Source organism: Vibrio sp. T9, from assembly GCF_003123985.1.
Taxonomy (GTDB): Bacteria; Pseudomonadota; Gammaproteobacteria; order Enterobacterales; family Vibrionaceae; genus Vibrio; species Vibrio diabolicus.
This window is the reverse complement of the sequence record NZ_NIGY01000005.1, coordinates 189,598-208,244: the sequence shown is the minus strand read 5'-3', so window position 1 is coordinate 208,244 and position 18,647 is coordinate 189,598. Positions and strand designations below refer to the sequence as shown.

The following is an 18,647-nucleotide window of genomic DNA, read 5'->3' as shown; positions in this document are numbered from 1 at the left end:
TGGACCCGAAGTCGTTAACGGACTTCGGGTCTTTTACTATTAAAGTCGTGTATGTAAGCTTTCCGGGTTATTGTTCTATGATTGCTCTGATTTCGGTTGGTAATGCAAAATTACCATCGAAGTAGGTGATAGCAAAACCTCGCCTTCAGCATGTCCTGGATTGAGGTTACGTACGTTTGTGTCGCAGATCGTTACCCATTCTTGCTTTCGCTCATTAGGGAGCTTAAAGCGCGCTGTGGCGTTAGTTTGGTTGATGAGATAGACCAGCTCTTGTCCTTCTTTACCGATGCCAAGGTGAAGTGCGACAGAGCTTAAACGGTTCCAATCATCATGCTCCATTAAGCGACCGTCTGTTCGGCGCCAGAAAATGCGGTTGTTATTGCGGTTTTCGCCACTGAAAGCTCGGATAAATGGCACCATGTATTGATTTCGGTTGGCGACCATTTGTGACATCCACGTTTTGAAATGTTGCTTACGCTCCGTTTCTCCCCAGTTAAGCCAACTGGTTTCGTTATCTTGGCAATAGGCATTATTGTTACCGCCTTGGGTGTGAGATAGCACGTCAGCAGTGAGGATGTGTGGGATTCCAAAAGCAAACAGCAAGCTGGCAATAAGGTTGCGTTTTTGCTTCTCACGCGTGGCGATGATCATCAGGTTTTCCGTCTCGCCTTCGACACCGTAGTTTTCTGAGCGATTGTCACCGTGGCCGTCGCGATTTTCTTCGCCATTAGCTTCGTTATGTTTGTGCTTGTAAGACACTAAATCTTGCAGTGTGAAGCCATCGTGATACGTGATGTAATTCACCGTGAGTTTGTATGGCCAGTTCGCTGCACTATAAATGTCACGAGAGCCCATTAATCGAGTGGCAAACTCTTTTAAATAGCCTTGATCTCCGCGCCAAAAACTGCGGGAAATATCACGCAGTTTGTCATTACACTCGTTCCAGCCAAATGGAAAGTTACCCACTTGGTAGCCATTTGGACCAATATCCCAAGGTTCGGCAATCAATTTGGTTTCACGCAAAATTGGGTCTTGCGCGACGGCTTTAAAGAAAGCTGCTTCTGGGTTGTAATCATCGCCCTGTCGACCTAACGTTGCAGCCAAGTCAAAACGGAAGCCATCGACTTTAAATTCGCTAACCCAGTAGCGCAATGTATCCATTACAAGGTTTAAAGCGGGTTGATAGGTGAGATCGACCGTGTTGCCACAACCAGTGTAATTTGCGAAGTGGTTGCCATGTTTGATGTAAAAACGGGAATCGAGCGCTTTCAGGTTGAAAATTGTAGGCCCTTCCCCCCCCTCTGCGGTGTGGTTGTAAACTACGTCGAGAATCACTTCGATGCCGTTTTTGTGCAGTTCTCGAATCGTTGTTTTGAGCTCTGTGACGGCGTCTTTTTCTGCATAGCGCGGATCAGGCACCATAAAGAGATAAGGGTTGTACCCCCAATAGTTGACCTTTTCCATCTCTAGTAGGTGAGGCTCATGCATACACGCAGCGACAGGTAGCAATTGCAGCGTGTTGATGTTTTGCTGTTCATAAAAGGCCAGCATTTTAGGTGATGCAAGACCTAAATAGCGCCCCTTCAGCTTGTCCTCAACTTCTGGGTGAAGTTGGGTAAGCCCTTTGACGTGTGTCTCAAACAACACCATCTCTTCTCTGGGTATACGCGGATGATCCGTATCTTGCCAGTCAAAATCATCTTCGATAACGATGCACTTCGGCATATCGAAACTTTTGGCTGGAGAGTAGGGAGGGTGGTAGTGGAGGGCTTTATCAATTGACTTTGCGTAAGGGTCAGAAATTAATAGTGGCTCTTCCTTGTGGGAGACAAGGTAACCGTATTTTTGCCCCGGCTTAATATCCGGAATAAAAGTATGACGTACGCCAGCGTATTCATTCGGTAAATCATGAAGCGCGTAACTGCCATCGTCTGCAAACAGGGCGAGTTTTATGTCTTTATTCCCTGGTGCGTGAATAGAGAAGTTACAACCTTCTTTATTTACAGTTGCACCCAAGGGGTAAGGGCGAGAGAGAAGTCGTGTCATCGGAGATACTTTATTTAATATTTATTGCTACCTTTAGGAAACTATAAGTTAAAAACTTTGTCTTACTAAGGTCAACCACCCTAAATATAAAAATATTCATGTAATTTAATTACTTTATGTGACGGCTTAGAGTCAAAAATATGAAATGGCTATCACTTTGTAGCGGCTCAAAACCGAATAAACTTACTAATTCCTCCCTAGATTGGTGATCTGACTCGAAAAAACACCATTCGGTAAATTTTCTACTCCCTTCTCATCCCCCCTAAATTAGTTTGGGGCGGAGGAAGTCATCCTTGTACGCCTCGGGTAATCTCATAACTGTTGAAACAAACGGGGATTCGTTCCCATCTTACCTCTCTTTCTTTAGGTGTGTTTTTACTGCCTATATTCACCTAAAAGAGTGAGCAGGGAAGACAGAATTATAAATACCCTTAATGGAGTTAAGAATGAAAAAAGTAAGTGCAATTGCTGCTGCTGTGGCTGCAACTTTAGCTGCTGGTTCTGCGTTCGCAGTGGATTTCCACGGTTACATGCGTGCTGGCGTTGGCGTGAACGCTGACGGTGGTCAACAATTAACATTCGAAAAGAACAAGATCGGTCGTCTAGGTAATGAAAGCGATATCTACGGCGAGATTCAACTAGGTAAAGAAGTTTACAACAACAACGGCAAAACGTTCTACGTAGACTCTATGGTTGCAATGACTTCTAATGGTTCAAACGACTGGGAAAGCACTTCTGCTAACTGTGGTTTGGATAACGGCGAAGTGAAATGTGTTGACGATGCACAATTCGCACTACGTCAATTCAACGTTCAAGCTAAAGGCCTACTAAACTTTGCTCCAGAAGCAACACTTTGGGCTGGTAAGCGCTACTACCAACGTCACGACATTCATATCTCTGACTTCTACTACTGGAACATCTCTGGCGCGGGCGCTGGTGTTGAAGGTATCGAAGCTGGTCCAGGTAAAGTTTCTTTCGCTTGGGTTCGTAACGACCGTGGCGATATCGCAGATCCAGGTAACGATGGCGGCGATACAAACGTTAACACTCTAGACGTACGTTATGCAGGTCTTCCTCTATGGGACAACGGTTCTCTAGAAATGGGCTTGAACTACGCAATCCTTAACGAAACTGACGCTGCGCCAAACGGCACTAAAGATGCGAAAAACGGCGTAATGTTCACAGCAGAATTGACTCAAGGTCTAGACGCTGGTTTCAACAAAACAGTGCTTCAGTACGGTACTGAAGGCTACTCAAAAACAATGGCATTCTACGGCGACGGTAGCTGGTACGGCGCAGAAGCTGATAACGGTGCATCTGGTTACCGCCTAATCAACTGGGGTGTAATCGGCATGGGTGACAGCTGGGAAATGGGTCACCAGTTAGTTTACGGTGTTGGTGAAGACATGTGGGCTGGCCAAGACAAGTGGGAAACAATGTCTGTTGTAGTTCGTCCAATGTACAAATGGGATGACAACCACAAAACTATCTTCGAAGCTGGTTACGCTATCGATGATAACGACGGCGACGAAAACAAATACGGTAAGCTAACTGTTGCTCAAGCATGGTCTGCTGGTTCTAGCTTCTGGGCTCGTCCTGAAATCCGTGTTTACGCTTCTTACCTAACGGCTGACAAAGAAGACAACTCTAACACATTTGACAACGGTCGTTCAGACGATACGTTCCAATTCGGTGTACAAGCTGAAGCTTGGTGGTAATCATCTAACCACTAAGTCCTAAATTGTCCTAGAATGATACAGCCAGAACTTATCTGGCTGTATTTATTTAAAAAACAATAAAGAGTCGAGGTAGACAGTAATGAAAAAATGGCTTGCTCCCGTACTGCTGGGCATGTTGGCTACTGGTTGTGCGTCCGTAGAACAAGTAGAGATGAGTCCAAAAGGTCAGCAACAAGTGATCACTCAATCGGGTGATATTCAATGGGTAACGGTTGATGTACCTGTGGTTACTGAATTCGCTTTGACTGATAAAAGCCAAATGCTGTTGGATGGTAACAGTGCTGGCGCTATTGCAGCGTTTGCTCTTCCGGGCAACCGTGGCAGTCTCGATATCAAATTAGAGACATTCGTAAGTAAAGAACTTCAATTTTATGCTCCTAATGTCGCAGTGATGAACTCGGCAGGAGAAACCATTTACCAAGCAGATTTCTCAAAGTTTAAGTACGAACCAGCAAAACTGTTGGACAACGATAAATTCGTACTTGATCTCAATGTGATTCCAGACATGACAGGTAACGATCTGCATGTATTGGTGTACACGACTTCCGCTGATCTAAAAGGCAGTACGCAAGTTCTGCATCCTGCAAAAGCCTTCGCCATGGCGCGCCACACTCAGCCGCCAGATATTGCAGACCCTTTAGCGAAACACAGCCCACTGGGTCAGTTCCGTTTGTCGGTATCCGCAAATGATATCGTGAATACCAAGATTGTTGCGAAAAACGACAACATTCCTCAAGGTACGGATCTCACTAGCTACTACCACAGCTCAATTGAAGCGGCAGTGGCAGCGAACGATATTCCGAAAGCACTCACCTTGCTCGATGAAGCAAAAGAACTGGGTATTGAAGGTGCGCAACAAGTGTTTGTGAAAGCCGTAAATAAAAAATAATTGAATATAAAAGGCCAGCAAAATGCTGGCCTTTTTTCATAGAATATAAACCAATAAAAAATACCCCTACATAGAGTTATCTTATTCACATAATTATTTTTATTGTTTTGTTTTTTATATTGGTTAGATCAATAATTATTGACAGTTCCTAACTTATTTTTTGTATTTAGGAAATAAATAAACTTCTCGAAGTAATTTAAATTCGCAATCCGACGATATTTATTTAGCGTTTGATATTTCCATTTTAATAACGATTAATATTTATTTTAATAACGATTAATATTTATTTTAAACGTTGAGTTTATTTTGCTTTGGATATACTAAAAAGGAATTACGTGAAATGAACATGATGAAGACCTCTCTTGCTGCTGCCCTACTTGTTGCCTTAGTGGGTTGTCAATCGACTGCAGAACCAGAAGCGGCCGCAGAGCCAGTTGTGAATATGTCTCAAGACGAAGTGGTTGCTTTCATGAAAGCGTGTGACAACCCAGATAGCACGGCGAAAGGACCAATTTCTAAACCACTGTTTGTGGTGGGTACGTTTGCGGATTCCGACTGGAAACACGTGCCTCAACGTCAATACACCTACAAAGGGAATAACTTCTACCAAGCTGTAGTTCAAGAAAAAGTAGGTTCCTACAAAATGCAGTATGCGACCGAGTTGTGGTTCCCACAATTTACCGCTAAAGGGAATCGAATGAACGTTGGTGAATTAACACCACTAACATTTGGTGGTTACGGTACAGATACTTCAGTTGATATTAAAGAAGATGGTAAATATGTCTGGAGCCTTCAATTTGAAGGAAAAGGCAAACCGCTTCATGTTATGGTAAATAAGTGCCAATAATATTACATTCAGTTATTTAAAGTTTATTTTTTATTTATTAACCCCTGCATGGGAAACATGTTGGGGTTAATTTTATTTGGGAGAGTTTAATGCGCAACGTACGATATAAAAAACTATTTGGCCAATCGCTTTTAGCCTTGAGTGTGATTGGGGCTTTATCTGCGTGTAATTCTTCTGGTGGTGGCGATACTAATAGCAGCACGCCGCTACCGGATACCAGCTATGCTTGCCAAACCAATGTCATGGCGCAAAGTAACCAACTTCGTACTTATCAAATCATGGTCGAGAGTTTTGTGGATGGCGATGCGAGCATTGGTCACGGTACGGGCTATGGCACCAGTCATCATAATGGCGATTTGCAAGGGGTGATTGATTCACTTGATTACATCCAAGATTTAGGGATGAACGCGATTTGGTTGACGCCGATTTTTGAGTCTGAAGCGATCGCAGGACAAGATCACTGGGCCGATCGTTTGGATGCCACGGGATATTTTGCGACAGATTACTTTAAGATTGACCCCAAATTTGGTGATTTAGCGACCGCGAAAACTCTAGTCGAAGAAGCACACAAACGCGGCTTATACGTATTTTTTGATGGCGTATTTGGTCATCACAAAGATGGCTTGATCAAACCCTCACCTTCCGGTTTGCTGCCATCTGGATCAAGCAACCCGGTTGATTATCCGGCCAGTCTCGATTTCTACAAAGAAGTGGCGACGTATTGGATCAAAGAGCTCAAGATTGACGGCTGGCGTTTAGATCAAGCCTATCAAGTTCCGACAGACGCTTGGACACAACTTCGTAAAGCCGTCGATGAAGCCTCGCAAGGTGTCACGTACACCAATAGCAAAGGCGAACAAGTGAATCCGTTGGGTTACATGGTGGCAGAGATTTGGAAAGGGGAGTCTGAGATCGCGAATGAGGCGTATGGATCGAACAGCGATCCGGCACTGTGCTCTGCATTTGATTTTCCTATGCGCTATCGCATCGTTGAAACTTTGGCCGTGAATGAGAGTGGCGTGGGTGGTCGCGGTGTGGATTGGCTAGACAACGGTTACAGCACACACAACCAATATCCAACACATGCGCAGCCGAATTTGATGATCGGCAACCATGATTTAGTGCGCTTTGGTGACTTGTTACAGCGCGGAAACTTGGCGGATGTGAATGATGTAGAATATTGGTTACGCCATAAAGCCGCGTTTGCTTTCCAAGCGGCGTACACCGGGCCAATCACGTTGTACTACGGTGATGAAATCGGGGATCAAGTGGATGGTTTTGCCGCAAAAGAAGACAACAACACCTGCGCCATTCAAGGTTTGTGTGATGATCACGTTGCGCGTAGCAGTGCAAAAATTGAAGGTGTGACGGCGACACTTGACGCAAACCAAGCCGATCTCAAAGCTTACGTGAAATTGCTGATGACAATGCGCAGTGCGCACCCAGCATTGTATCAGGGGTCACGCACGAATTTAGTTGCGAGTAACGGCAGTTATGTGGACTTGAAACAATCTGGTACAGACAAAGTACTGTTTGCGCTAAACACTTCGAAAAGCGCGAGAACAATTATTCTTAATCAGGAAAGTGTTAGTACTGGTGAGTTGGTGGATCTGCTCACGAATGAAAAAATTACGCCAAGCAATGGTCAATATCAAATTCCGATGTCGCCATTACAAGGTCGATTCTTTGCGGTTACACCCTAGGAAGTATCCAGAATCACCGCTCATCAGTTGAGCTGACCAGAAGCTTTTCTCATACACAAGCCAAGTGTTGTTGCTGACCCCCATAGGCGCACACTTGGCTTTTTTCCGTCCGTTTTACTTTTCCCTTAATGGTTTTCCAACGATGTAGCCAACAGGTTGCTTCGCTTTTTGCATTGGCGTTTGTTTTCGGCAGGTAGATATTTGTGAGATAAGCTGCACATTAAAAAGTAAATTAACACTTGTGCAACGTAAAAGTGTGACCGAAGGATTACTTATGCCTTACTAATATGTTTATCGTGTTTGGGATTTACATAACTAATGGAAAAGTATAATGAAATCCATAACGAAACCCCTCTGTCTTCTTGCTGTTATTAGCTCTCCGCTTGCATATAGCCAAATTCTCAATGGTGACTTTGAACAGTGGAATGGCAGTGCGCCTACGCAGTGGTCAGTGATTGACGCTGGCATCGCGGTGTCGCCAAGCAGCGAACAAATCAAATCGGGCGGCCTGGCTGCTCAAGTCGTCGTGAATACAGGTACCCAAAGCAACACTGACCTTTTGCAAACCATTAATGTGGAGCAAGGGAAAACCTATCCGTTTTCTGTCTCGGTTTATCACACCGAAGGAAATGTAAAAGCACGTCTGGTGGTTGATGGTTATCACAATTACTCAGATCCGCAGCAGGTAAACCAGTGGCAAGAGCTGGCGCATAACTATACTGCGAGTTCGAACAAGACCATCAATGTCGGGTTGCGTTTTTATGATGAGGCCGGGTTTGATGGCTCAGAAGTTGTCTACGTCGATAATTTTCAACCGACCGAGACAAGTACACAACCTCCTGTAGAAAATTGTAGCGATCATGAAGTGGTTCTTACACTCACGACGGACAACTATGGCTCAGAAACTAGCTGGGAGTTGAAAAATAGCCAAGCGCAAGTGCTTTTCTCTGGTCAGGGGTATGAGTCGTCAACCACTATTGAAAAGACCATGTGTTTAGCCGATGGTAACTACCAATTTACGATTCAAGACAGCTATGGCGACGGCATTTGCTGTGGCAATGGTTCGGGGTCTTACGCGTTGAAGGTGGGGGATAATACGCTTGCCTCTGGCGCTGAATTTGCGAAAAGCGAAACCACCGACTTTACGTTAGGTGGCTCAACCACGACCCCACCAGTGGTTGATGGTTACTACCAAGCGGCGTCTGGCAAGACGGGCTACGCTCTAAAAACGGCGCTGTTTAACATCATCAACAACCACACTAGCCGAGGTTATTCTGCGGTGTGGACCTTGGTAAAAGATGCTGATATTGATCGCTATTACGAAAATGATGGCTCTATTCTCGATATGTATTCAGAGAAACCTGCGGGCAGTGATGCTATCAGCTTCACGAAAGTGACAGACCAATGTGGTCAATATAGCCAAGAAGGGGATTGCTACAATCGTGAACACTCGTTCCCGAAAAGCTGGTTTGGCGGTAAAGTTGAACCGATGAACTCAGATGGTCACCATTTGTTTGCGACCGATGGCTATGTGAATGCGAAGCGCAGTAACTGGCCATTTGGTGAAGTGGGCACCGCGACGTACGTGTCTAGTAATGGTTCTAAACTTGGTCAAGCAAGCACAGGCCTAGGTTATTCCGGTACGGTGTTTGAGCCGATCGATGAGTTTAAAGGCGACTTTGCTCGTGCCTATTTCTACATGGCAACCCGCTATGAAAATGTTGTAGGTAACTGGGAAGGCAATTCAAGCAATGCGGATGCTGTCCTTGATGGTTCAAGTTCAACGGTTTTTGAACCTTGGATGTTAAACATGCTGAAACGTTGGCACAAAAATGATCCTGTTAGTGAAAAAGAACAAAACCGCAATCAACAAGTGTTTGATTTTCAGGGCAATCGCAATCCATTCGTTGATCACCCAGAGTTTGTTGAACAGATTTGGGGAAACTAACACCTTCTTGATTTTGGTATCCACCATTTAGTGATAGTGACACCAACAAAACAAAGGGGAAGCGCGATGCTTCCCCTTTTTCATTACGGATGTTTTTAAATGAAACTAGTTTTTCGTTACCGTCACGATTGGCGCCGACTTGTCAGCCGCGTTGAAGTGGAAGTTGTAATTTCCCGCTTCTGCAATCGCAATTTTGAGGTTTGCACTACCGCCACCGACTTCCATCGTTAGCGCTTTACCAAGCTCAACACTGCCTTCGCCACCGAAGTTGGTGTCTGCTGCCCAGTCTGCGCTCGCAACTTTCATCTCGTAGTTGCCCGCCGCTAGGTCAATGTCTAGCGAGTAAACGTCATTTGCTACATAGCTGAACTTCGCAGTGGAGTCTTGCGCTGGCGTATCCCATGTGGTGATAGTACCACGTAGGTAAAGTGCTGTTTCACCGAATGTTGGTGCATCTGCTGACTTCGTCACTGAAACGACAGGTTTTTCTACGCTTTCATCTTGAACATGTAACGCGTTCAGAGTGAAGTTGTACTTACCAGTTTCAGCGACAGACAACGTACAGTTTCCCGCAGAGCCTAAGTCTAGTGAGCCAGAAGCCAAATCCGCAGCATCACAACCGATGTTTGGATTTGCCCATCCTGAGTCCGCAAATTTGAACTCGTGTTCACCTGCTTCAAGAACGCCAGTTACAGAGTACATGCCGTTGCCAATAAAGGTCATCGCCCAGTCACTGCTATCTGACCACTCGTTCATGGTGCCTTTGACGTAAACCACAGTTTCGCCGTAAGGAGGAATGCTCGATACGTCTTTATTGTCCGTGTTTACTGGTAGGCCTGCACCTTGCGCGCCGTCTTGTGGCTGTACGAATACCGCTGTTGTCAGTGCTGGCACTGTGAATGTTTCATTGGCGAAGCTTGCACCTTTCACGATGTCATCCGCAGAGTTTTGTTGAACTTCATGCAGCTTGAAACCAGTAGCGCCAGCAACTTTGAAAGATTTCTCAGTTGATGTTGAGTTCACAACGGCCACGATCGCATCGTAGTTCGAATCCAAATCGGCACCTGCTGATGTGCCATCGTCGATAGACATCACAATCAAGCCTTCCACTTGGTCTTTCCCTACGTTGCGGAAGTCAACACGGTTCATCACTTCTTGCGCGGTGTCTAAGCGGAACAGTTCGCTTGTACTGCGGATTTTTAGTAGCTCTAGGAATTGTTGCTTAGTCAGCTCGATGTCCGTTGAGTCTGGTTTCGCCGTGCTGTCACCGACGATGGTTTTGATCAACTCCCAGTTTGCACCGTCTTTGTCTTCACGTGGTAGACCAACGTTCCAGTTATTGTCGCTTCCATCGAAGAATACACGGTTGAACCAGTCACCAGAATCGTACGAGTCACGCTGCATTGACTTAGAGCGCAATAGCTCAGAACCCATGTGAATGAACGGAATACCTTGACCTAGCATCACCGTTGATAGTGATACAGACTGCATTCGTGCGCGTTCAGCAGATGAAGTACCTGTCGCAATCTTGTAAGCGTTGTTGTCCCACAGCGTTTGGTTATCGTGCTTAGACACGTAGGAAATGTTCTCTGATGGCACTTTTGTGTAGCCTGCTGGAGCACCATTGTAATCAACATTCTTACCAAGTTTGGTTTCGCCTTTGTAATCCAGAAGGACGTAGTCAGCTAAGTTACCAGCCATACCTAGACGAACCAGATCTTGGTTGTGTAGGCGGCCATTCACAGATTCTGCATCAGTTTTAGTTTCTTCGTTCGGGTAAGCGGCGTTACCAAAGCCTTGGTTGAAGCGAAGTGGGTGCTTACCTTCAGAATCTACACCGCCATCAAACGGGCTTCCGCCACGAACTGCGTCACGCAGACGATCAGAGAAAGTACCGATTTCTGTCCCCGCCATGTTGACTTGTGTTGCTTGATCGAAGCGAGCGTTTTGCGCAACTTCACCGAAGTCCCAGCCTTCGCCGTAGAACAAAGTATTCGGATCAATTTCACGGACTTTTTCAAGTGCGTAGACCATGACATCTTTCGGCTGGTGGCCCATAAGGTCAAAACGGAAACCATCGACTTTATAGTCATCCGCCCATACCATCAATGAGTCAACCATTAGTTTACCCATCATCAAGTTCTCGGTGGCGGTGTTATCACAACAGGTTGAGTTTTCTACGCCGCCAGTGTTGACGTTTAGGCGGTGGTAGTACCCAGGGACAATCTTATCCAGTACTGATTTTTCGTTCACACCAGATGCATTTGTGTGGTTGTACACCACGTCCATGACCAGTTTCAGATCCATTTTATGCGTCGCTTGAACCATTTCGCGGAACTCAAGAATACGCTTAGACCCGTTAGGATCGGTCGCATAACTGCCTTCTGGCACGGTGTAGTGGTATGGGTCGTAACCCCAGTTGAAGCTGTCTAGCATGCGAAGATCGTTCATCAACGCTTGTGCTTTGCCCGTTGTTGGGTCGTAGCTATTTAATACCTCTTCAATCACTTTGCCGTCATCTTCGGTCTCACAAATGGAGGCTTCTGGCTTGATGCCACAAAGCTTACCCACGGTGTCGGTGATATCGACTCGCTGGTCAGCGTCTTCATCCACGGTTGCAATATCAAATGCTGGCAGGATATGCAGCGTTGTTAGGCCAGCATCTTTTAAAGCTTGTAAGTGAGATACAGACTCACGCTCAGGTTCTGTAAGCGCCAGATATTTGCCATCAAGACTTGGTGTGCCTTTGCTGTCGTTAAAGCTGAAATCACGAATGTGTGACTCGTAAAGGACGTGGTCTTCGTCTTTTTTAACCGTTGGGCGTGCGTAGTTTTTCCAATCTTGAGGCATTAAGCTTGGATCATCTAAATCAACCACTTGCGAGTATCGTGAGTTCTTAGACAAGCTCATTGAATATGGGTCTGTTACCAAACGCGTTTCAACGACGCCAGTTGTTGGGTGGTATACCTTAACTTGGTAGCGATAGTATTTGTTGACAACGTTGCTTTGTGCCTCAGAAACCCAGATACCTGTTGCTGGGTCTTCCGTCATGGCAACGGTCGCTTCTTCTGCTAAGTTTTCATCGTAGATTATCAGATCAACATCTTGGGCAGTTGGTGCCCATAGTTTGAAGGTTGCGGCACCGCCTTCCACAATTGCGCCGAGTTCTTGACCAATCGCGTTACCTGCCTTGGAATCGGCAAATACTGCATCGAGAACGCCCGGCTTTTGCACTTCAGTTGCAGAAATGACGTCACCATTTGCGTTGTAAGCTATCATAACGATTTGTGATTTCAGGATCGTGCGTAGAGTCGCGTCATCGACATCAATGCCTGCAGCTTGGAGGCTAGCAAGGTGACGGAAGCGTGATTTCAGACCATCAGATAAATCACCTGCTTTCGTCAACTCAACCGCCGTGCCACCGGAGATTTGCTTGTCTTCATCCATTTTAATGTCGTTGCTGAGGCTGTAGAACAGCTTCATGGAATCCGCATTGGCCGCCGCTTCCCACGCGATGGTGTTGGCATCTAGCCAATGCGCTTTTTGACCATCAATATCAACAGGGCGTTCTTCGATTGGCTCGTAGTAAAGCTCACTGCTGCCGTGGAAGCCAAACAACCCTTTAGATTCGCCGATTTTCGTCAGCTCCACTTTTGAGTTTGCACTGCCGAATGCTTTCTCATCACCTTTGTGCAGAATGAAGTTCATGCATTCGTGTGGGTCAGAGGCATCTGGGTTCACTTTCAGTACGTAGTAAGCACCGTAGGTGTCGTTGATGCCATCGAATGGATGCGGTGCCGACCAATCCGTTCCTGTGCCAGGAATGCCCATTGCGTCTAAATCTGTGCTGGTACAGCCTTCACCGTTCCACAGGTGCAAGCCCCAACCTTCGTAGTCGCTGGCCGTTGAAGCGGACGCCACATCGCGTTTGTAATAAATGACGACCTCGTTCTCTCCCGCAGGGTACAAGCCTGAGCCTGGGTTCGTCGTATCTTCGTTCGTGCTATCACTACCACAACCGCTGATGACTGCGACGGAAATCAAAGGCAGTACGGTTTTGGCAATTGTTGATAATTTAAATGTCTTATTGTCCACGTTTACAAATCCATTGTTATTGAATTGATATTGAGCTGCGCGCTGCCTTCGCTGACTCAGTCATCAAGAAGGTTTCGCACACGCTAGAAAGGCAGATGCCGAAAAAGGAAATGTTCAACTAGATGCTAATACACTGAATCATCAGCAAAATGTGAGAGCAGGCAGTTAAGTTTTTTACAAGTGAAAATTTTCTGTCACAGTCGATTTTGTTCACAAATTAAATAATAAAACAGACGCATAGTGAGAGCTTCTGCACATCATTAAAATGTAAATTTTTATAGGAGGAGCAAGGGGGGATGATAGGGGAGGAGAATATCTCAGCCCCAAAACCGTGACTAAGTTCTATAAAAATCACAGTGATATTTTTCAATTAAAAATAAGTTGCAGTGATATTGCATAAAATACCGCCATTAAGTATTGGCAAGCTTCAGATTTTCGCTAAGTGGTCGTTATATAATGAAGGTAGTCGGCGTTATGTCGGCGCGTAATCTTAATATTTCCCTGAGAGGGAGATGAATTGGGCCCTGAAACCAAAAGAGGCTATTTATGAGTAGTATGGGCATTGCCATTGCGGCAACTGGCCTTTCACTCGTCCTGATATTTGTGTGGATGATCTCGTTGTCGATGCGGAAACAGAGACTCGAGGCAGAGAGGAAAGCTCGCGAAGCCGCTTATCGAAAGGCGATGCAAAAAGCGCGAGAGCAAGAGCGTAAAGAGCGTGAGTTCAAAGCAGAAACCGGGCATATCCCCACCATTTTATTTCTAGCGAAAGAAGCCGAGAAGGACAACATTCGTCAAGCGCTGTATTGGTATGATAAAGCCGCTAAGTTGGACAACGTGACGGGAATGTACGGTATTGTTCGCCTGAGTGAGCGCATGCGTGAAGATGTGATTTTAAAAGAGCAGGCAAACTTTTGGCGTACCGCCATTGCCGGAATGGAAGGGGATACCGAAGCGAAATTTGCGACAGGCAAAGCGTTGGTTTTTGGTCGCGGAACGGAAAAAAATATTCCCAAAGGTAACCAACTGATTGAAACCGCAGCCGAGGAAGGCTGCATTGATGCCATGCTTTACATGGGTGAGTGGCAACTTTCACCAGACAATAGTGCAGGACGCAGTGCAGATGCACTTTATTGGTTTATGAAAGCGGCTGAAAAAGACAGTGCGGACGGAAAGATCCAAGTTGGCTTATGTTACCTAAATGGTGTTGGTACAGAAAAAAGCATGGTCAAAGGCTGCTATTGGCTTGAAAGGGCCGCAGAAGGTGGCAGCGCCGAGGCGATGTATCATGCTGGCGAAGCGTGGAAGGACAAAGGTAAAACAGGCAATGCGATTGCTTATGTTTGGCTGTTTCTTGCTGCCAATATGGGGTATCAGCCAGCGCGTACGTTGCGTGACGAAGTGGCGACCAATATTGGTGTTGACGTCGTCGTTGGATTGCAATCTATAGCGAAACCGTTGCAAAGAAAGCTGGCGTCAGGGATGGTAAGAAAGCATTCCATTATTCGGGCGCTGAACAAGGTGTACAAACGCGAAGCGTATTTTCCTGCAGAGGAGGAACTTAACGCGGTGTTGAGTGACGAAAATAAAGACGATGCTAACGCATGGGATGAAGCATCGGCGCCGAACTTCCAGCCAGACATGACCACAGCAACGACGGAAGGACAGACAACCACATCGTCTACCGAAAAAAAGCTCTCTAAAGAGGCGCTCGATTTCACGCAGAATTTCCTTCAACCATAATTTATCTTATCCATAAGCCTCATAAGTGAGGCTTTTTTTTTGCTTTTCTTTTGCCTTCCTGTCTCAGTATCTCTGTCGATCACAACTACAGACTGTAAACTTATCTAAGCGATTTATTTACTGAATTGCATACTATTTATGCGATTTTTCAACACATTTTTAGTACTTCGCTAAGGTGGGATATGTTTATCTTCAAATAGAGGGGTTTCCCTCTTTATCTACTTCTCCTGTTGGGCTCAAATCAAGTCTCTTCAATTGATAGTAATAATGATTGAAGAGCAATACTTGATGCCCAGAGTAATAGGTGAATAGTATTCATTACTTTATCTAATAATGTAAATTAAAAATTGTATTATAAATCTTAAATTGTGTTTTTATATTTAGGCATGGATTATTGATTTTATAATTAATTAGGCGCAAGATGACGTACAAAATAAAATAGCATAGATAATATGCAGAATTACACTAGGAAGTAACTTTTTCATTACATGTTTCAGCAGAAATGGAGCGAATTAGTTTGCTCTGTTTTTATTTCTATTAGAGATTTGTGTATGTTGAGAATCATTAGTGCAGATAAATTCATCTCTTCAAGATTTATCTTAGAGTACAGCAAGGCTGAGTTCGCTTCTTTATTAGGCGTTTCCGTTGCTAAGATAAGTAATATTGAAAGTGGAAAATCTTCAATCCCCCCGGTGTACGATTACGCCATTAATTATTTACTTAGTGAGCATCCTTTTAAAGATAGTGCAGTTGACGCTTTATGCTCTCACGAAACGTTAAACTTTGCTCGGCGTATTGACGTCAACACCAAAGTAAAGCGCCTGTCCTGCAAGCGCTGCGATAGCCGAAGGTTGCACGTTATGGCAGGAATGAGTGGGTTGTATTTTGTTGAGTGTATGGATTGTAAACATACCATGTACTCGTCAGGCATGTCTGTAAAGCGTTATCAGCAATGGTCGAATGGTGGAGTCAAGCTAGATAGCCATTTATTCAATTAAGTTGTTTTTTCTTTATATCCAAAGTAAAGAGCCATCAATACATGTGTTGATGGCTTTTTTATTATGTGTTTAAATTTGGTTAAAATCGAGGTGTTTTAAACTGCAATAATATAATTTAACTTATTATATAGTGATGGAAATCTCAAAACTTTATTTTCTTATAATAACCTTCTTTTTAATAATGGGCGTTGTCACATAATTATTGAAGGATCTTTCCTTTTAGGTGCGTTTCAATATCATTGAGATAGAAATTGGAAAGTGATGAAAGTCTCTAAATTTTAATTCGATAAAATAAGTCTTTTAAATATGAAAATTTAATCACGAAATTTGTAATTTGAATTTTAAATAAATATTTCGTTTGTAATATCTGTCCTTGTCATTTTTAAAGAACAAAAAAGAGATATTTCAAATGAAACGTTTAATTATAGGTGTTAGTAATTACATGCCTGAAGACTTTAGCTTATTAGCTGAATCTTTAGATGAACAATTTAATCGTCACTTACTGCCTTTAGAACAAGTTGAATTAACCGACGTTGGTGCAGCTATTATTACGTCAGCAGACATTAAAGCGGGTCTGCACAGAATGATTTCGGAAACAGGGTACGGAATTCCTGTTTTCTTAGTGACCGATGAAACTCCAGTTTCGGCAGAAGATTACGTTTGGTTAACGGGGGTTATTGATTTAGAAAGACAATCTATCGATTACTACTGCCGTCAAATTAATGAAGCCGTGACTAAATATGAGTGTCGTCTGCTCCCTCCTTTCTTCAAGCAATTAACGCACTACGTTGAGATGGGTAACTCGGCGTTTGACTGTCCAGGGCACCAAGGTGGTCAGTTCTTCAAAAAACACCCTGCTGGTAAACAATTCTACGATTTCTTTGGCGAAAACCTATTCCGTAGCGACTTGTGTAACGCGGACGTGGACTTAGGTGACTTACTGATCCACGAAGGTTCTGCACACCAAGCGCAAGCACACGCTGCAAAAGTATTTAACGCGGACAAAACTTACTTCGTACTCAACGGTACTTCTGCTTCAAACAAAGTGGTGTGTAACGCGCTAGTAACTGAAGGCGATTTGGTATTGTTCGACCGCAATAACCACAAGTCGAATCACCACGGCGCGTTAATCCAAGCGGGTGGTATGCCAGTTTATCTAGAAACAGCGCGTAACCCTTGGGGCTTCATTGGTGGTATGGATGAGCACTGTTTCGATGAAGAGTACATTCGTGCTCAAATCGCGAAAGTATCTCCAGAGCGTGCACGAGATGAACGTCCGTTCCGCCTGGCCATCATCCAGTTGGGTACTTACGACGGTACAATTTATAACGCTCGTTACGTCATGGATAAGATTGGCCACCTTTGTGACTACATCTTGTTTGACTCGGCATGGGTAGGCTATGAGCAGTTCATCCCTATGATGAAAGACTGTTCGCCACTGCTACTGGATCTGAAACCAGAAGATGCGGGTGTGATCGTGACTCAGTCTGTTCACAAGCAACAAGCTGGCTTCTCTCAAACGTCGCAAATCCACAAAAAAGACCGCCATATCAAAGGCCAAGCTCGTTACTGCAATCACAAACGCTTTAACAACGCGTTTATGATGCACGCATCGACATCTCCTTTCTATGCGTTGTTTGCTGCATTGGATGTGAACGCGAAGATCCACGATGGTGAAGCAGGCTTACGTTTATGGAGCGACGCGGTTAAGACCGGTATCGAAGCGCGTAAAGAAATTCTCAAAAGTTGTGAGTTAATTCGTCCGTTCATTCCAAATGAAATTGAAGGTCAACCTTGGGGCAGTTACGACACTGATGTGATCGCGACCAACAAGAAGTTCTTCATGTTCGAGCCAGATGCAAACTGGCACAAGTTTGAAGGTTATGGCGAAGGTCAATACTTTGTTGACCCATGTAAATTGTTGCTAACCACGGCAGGTATTGCAGAAGACGGCAGCTACGCAGATTTCGGTATTCCGGCAACGCTATTGGCGAACTTCCTTCGAGAAAACGGCATCATCCCTGAGAAGTGTGACTTGAACTCCATCTTGTTCCTACTCACTCCTGCTGAAGATATGGGTAAGATCCGTCACCTTGTCGCGCAAATCAACCGATTTGAAAAATTCATTCGTGATGATGCACCTCTCAGTATCGTGCTACCAGGCGTCTACGAAGCGAACAAAGAGCGCTACCGTGGTTACACCATCCGTCAGCTATGTCAGGAAATGCATGACATGTACAAAGAGCTGAACGTGAAACAGCTACAAAAAGCGATGTTCCGCAGTGAATACTTCCCACAAATGGTTCACAAACCAGACGTGGCAACACGTAAATACTTCCGCGGTGAATGCGATTACCTACCACTTAAAGAGGCCGTCGGCCGCGTAGCCGCCGAAGGTGCACTGCCTTACCCTCCAGGCATTATCTGTGTGATCACTGGTGAAATCTGGACTCAACAGGTGGTGGATTACTTCTTATCTCTAGAAGAAGGCATCAACCGATTCCCAGGCTTCGCGCCAGAAATTCAAGGTGTGTATCTTGAAGATGTCGACGGTCGCACTACCGCACATTGCTATGTCCTAAAAGATTAATCTACCCGTTCGCACCACGCTCCGGCGTCGGTGCGAACCGCTTATTCGT

At 44.9% G+C, this 18,647-nt stretch carries 10 protein-coding genes; 8 read left to right on the top strand and 2 right to left on the bottom strand.

From position 1 onward, the window contains the following. Positions 1-75 precede the first annotated feature (75 nt). Positions 76-2,046, bottom strand: coding sequence for a glycogen debranching protein GlgX (gene glgX, locus CBX98_RS11780; protein ID WP_109169266.1), 1,971 nt, complete (start codon positions 2,044-2,046; stop codon positions 76-78). A gap of 446 nt (positions 2,047-2,492) precedes the next feature. Between glgX and CBX98_RS11775 the strand changes: the two genes are divergently transcribed. The 5 genes from CBX98_RS11775 to CBX98_RS11755 all read left to right on the top strand — a co-directional run bounded on the left by CBX98_RS11775 (position 2,493) and on the right by CBX98_RS11755 (position 9,172). Then, positions 2,493-3,764: a maltoporin gene (locus CBX98_RS11775; RefSeq protein WP_006740823.1), complete on the top strand. Its 1,272-nt coding sequence runs from the start codon at positions 2,493-2,495 to the stop codon at positions 3,762-3,764. Positions 3,765-3,864: 100 nt separating this feature from the next. Next, entirely contained in the window at positions 3,865-4,674 is an 810-nt protein-coding gene (locus CBX98_RS11770) for a MalM family protein (RefSeq protein ID WP_005398230.1), read from the top strand. A gap of 340 nt (positions 4,675-5,014) precedes the next feature. Next, positions 5,015-5,521 (top strand): hypothetical protein, encoded by a 507-nt coding sequence (locus CBX98_RS11765; protein WP_006740821.1) that lies wholly within the window; start codon positions 5,015-5,017, stop codon positions 5,519-5,521. Between the two features lie 89 nt (positions 5,522-5,610). Next, the gene (locus CBX98_RS11760) at positions 5,611-7,224 is read left to right on the top strand and encodes an alpha-amylase family glycosyl hydrolase (RefSeq protein ID WP_109169265.1); all 1,614 of its coding nucleotides are present in this window, start codon (positions 5,611-5,613) and stop codon (positions 7,222-7,224) included. Between the two features lie 331 nt (positions 7,225-7,555). Beyond that, positions 7,556-9,172, top strand: coding sequence for an endonuclease (locus CBX98_RS11755; protein ID WP_109169264.1), 1,617 nt, complete (start codon positions 7,556-7,558; stop codon positions 9,170-9,172). 105 nt (positions 9,173-9,277) lie between these two features. Here CBX98_RS11755 and pulA read toward each other — a convergent pair whose 3' ends face one another. Beyond that, the gene (gene pulA, locus CBX98_RS11750) at positions 9,278-13,267 is read right to left on the bottom strand and encodes a pullulanase-type alpha-1,6-glucosidase (RefSeq protein WP_109169263.1); all 3,990 of its coding nucleotides are present in this window, start codon (positions 13,265-13,267) and stop codon (positions 9,278-9,280) included. A gap of 546 nt (positions 13,268-13,813) precedes the next feature. On the opposite strand from pulA, the gene CBX98_RS11745 reads away from it, so the two are divergent. The 3 genes from CBX98_RS11745 to speF all read left to right on the top strand — a co-directional run bounded on the left by CBX98_RS11745 (position 13,814) and on the right by speF (position 18,598). After that, positions 13,814-15,010 carry an SEL1-like repeat protein gene (locus tag CBX98_RS11745; protein ID WP_046875696.1) on the top strand — a complete coding sequence of 399 codons (1,197 nt, stop codon included), beginning with the start codon at positions 13,814-13,816 and terminating at the stop codon, positions 15,008-15,010. A 551-nt stretch (positions 15,011-15,561) separates the two neighbouring features. Further along, positions 15,562-16,008, top strand: coding sequence for a helix-turn-helix transcriptional regulator (locus CBX98_RS11740; RefSeq protein WP_031780583.1), 447 nt, complete (start codon positions 15,562-15,564; stop codon positions 16,006-16,008). Positions 16,009-16,417: 409 nt separating this feature from the next. Next, entirely contained in the window at positions 16,418-18,598 is a 2,181-nt protein-coding gene (gene speF / locus CBX98_RS11735) for an ornithine decarboxylase SpeF (protein ID WP_031780582.1), read from the top strand. Positions 18,599-18,647 lie beyond the last annotated feature (49 nt).

Coding starts and splice junctions, on each gene's coding strand:
- glgX (WP_109169266.1), bottom strand. CDS start 2,046: ATGACACGACTTCTCTCTCGCCCTTACCCCTTGGGTGCAACTGTAAAT.
- CBX98_RS11775 (WP_006740823.1), top strand. CDS start 2,493: ATGAAAAAAGTAAGTGCAATTGCTGCTGCTGTGGCTGCAACTTTAGCT.
- CBX98_RS11770 (WP_005398230.1), top strand. CDS start 3,865: ATGAAAAAATGGCTTGCTCCCGTACTGCTGGGCATGTTGGCTACTGGT.
- CBX98_RS11765 (WP_006740821.1), top strand. CDS start 5,015: ATGAACATGATGAAGACCTCTCTTGCTGCTGCCCTACTTGTTGCCTTA.
- CBX98_RS11760 (WP_109169265.1), top strand. CDS start 5,611: ATGCGCAACGTACGATATAAAAAACTATTTGGCCAATCGCTTTTAGCC.
- CBX98_RS11755 (WP_109169264.1), top strand. CDS start 7,556: ATGAAATCCATAACGAAACCCCTCTGTCTTCTTGCTGTTATTAGCTCT.
- CBX98_RS11745 (WP_046875696.1), top strand. CDS start 13,814: ATGAGTAGTATGGGCATTGCCATTGCGGCAACTGGCCTTTCACTCGTC.
- CBX98_RS11740 (WP_031780583.1), top strand. CDS start 15,562: ATGTTGAGAATCATTAGTGCAGATAAATTCATCTCTTCAAGATTTATC.
- speF (WP_031780582.1), top strand. CDS start 16,418: ATGAAACGTTTAATTATAGGTGTTAGTAATTACATGCCTGAAGACTTT.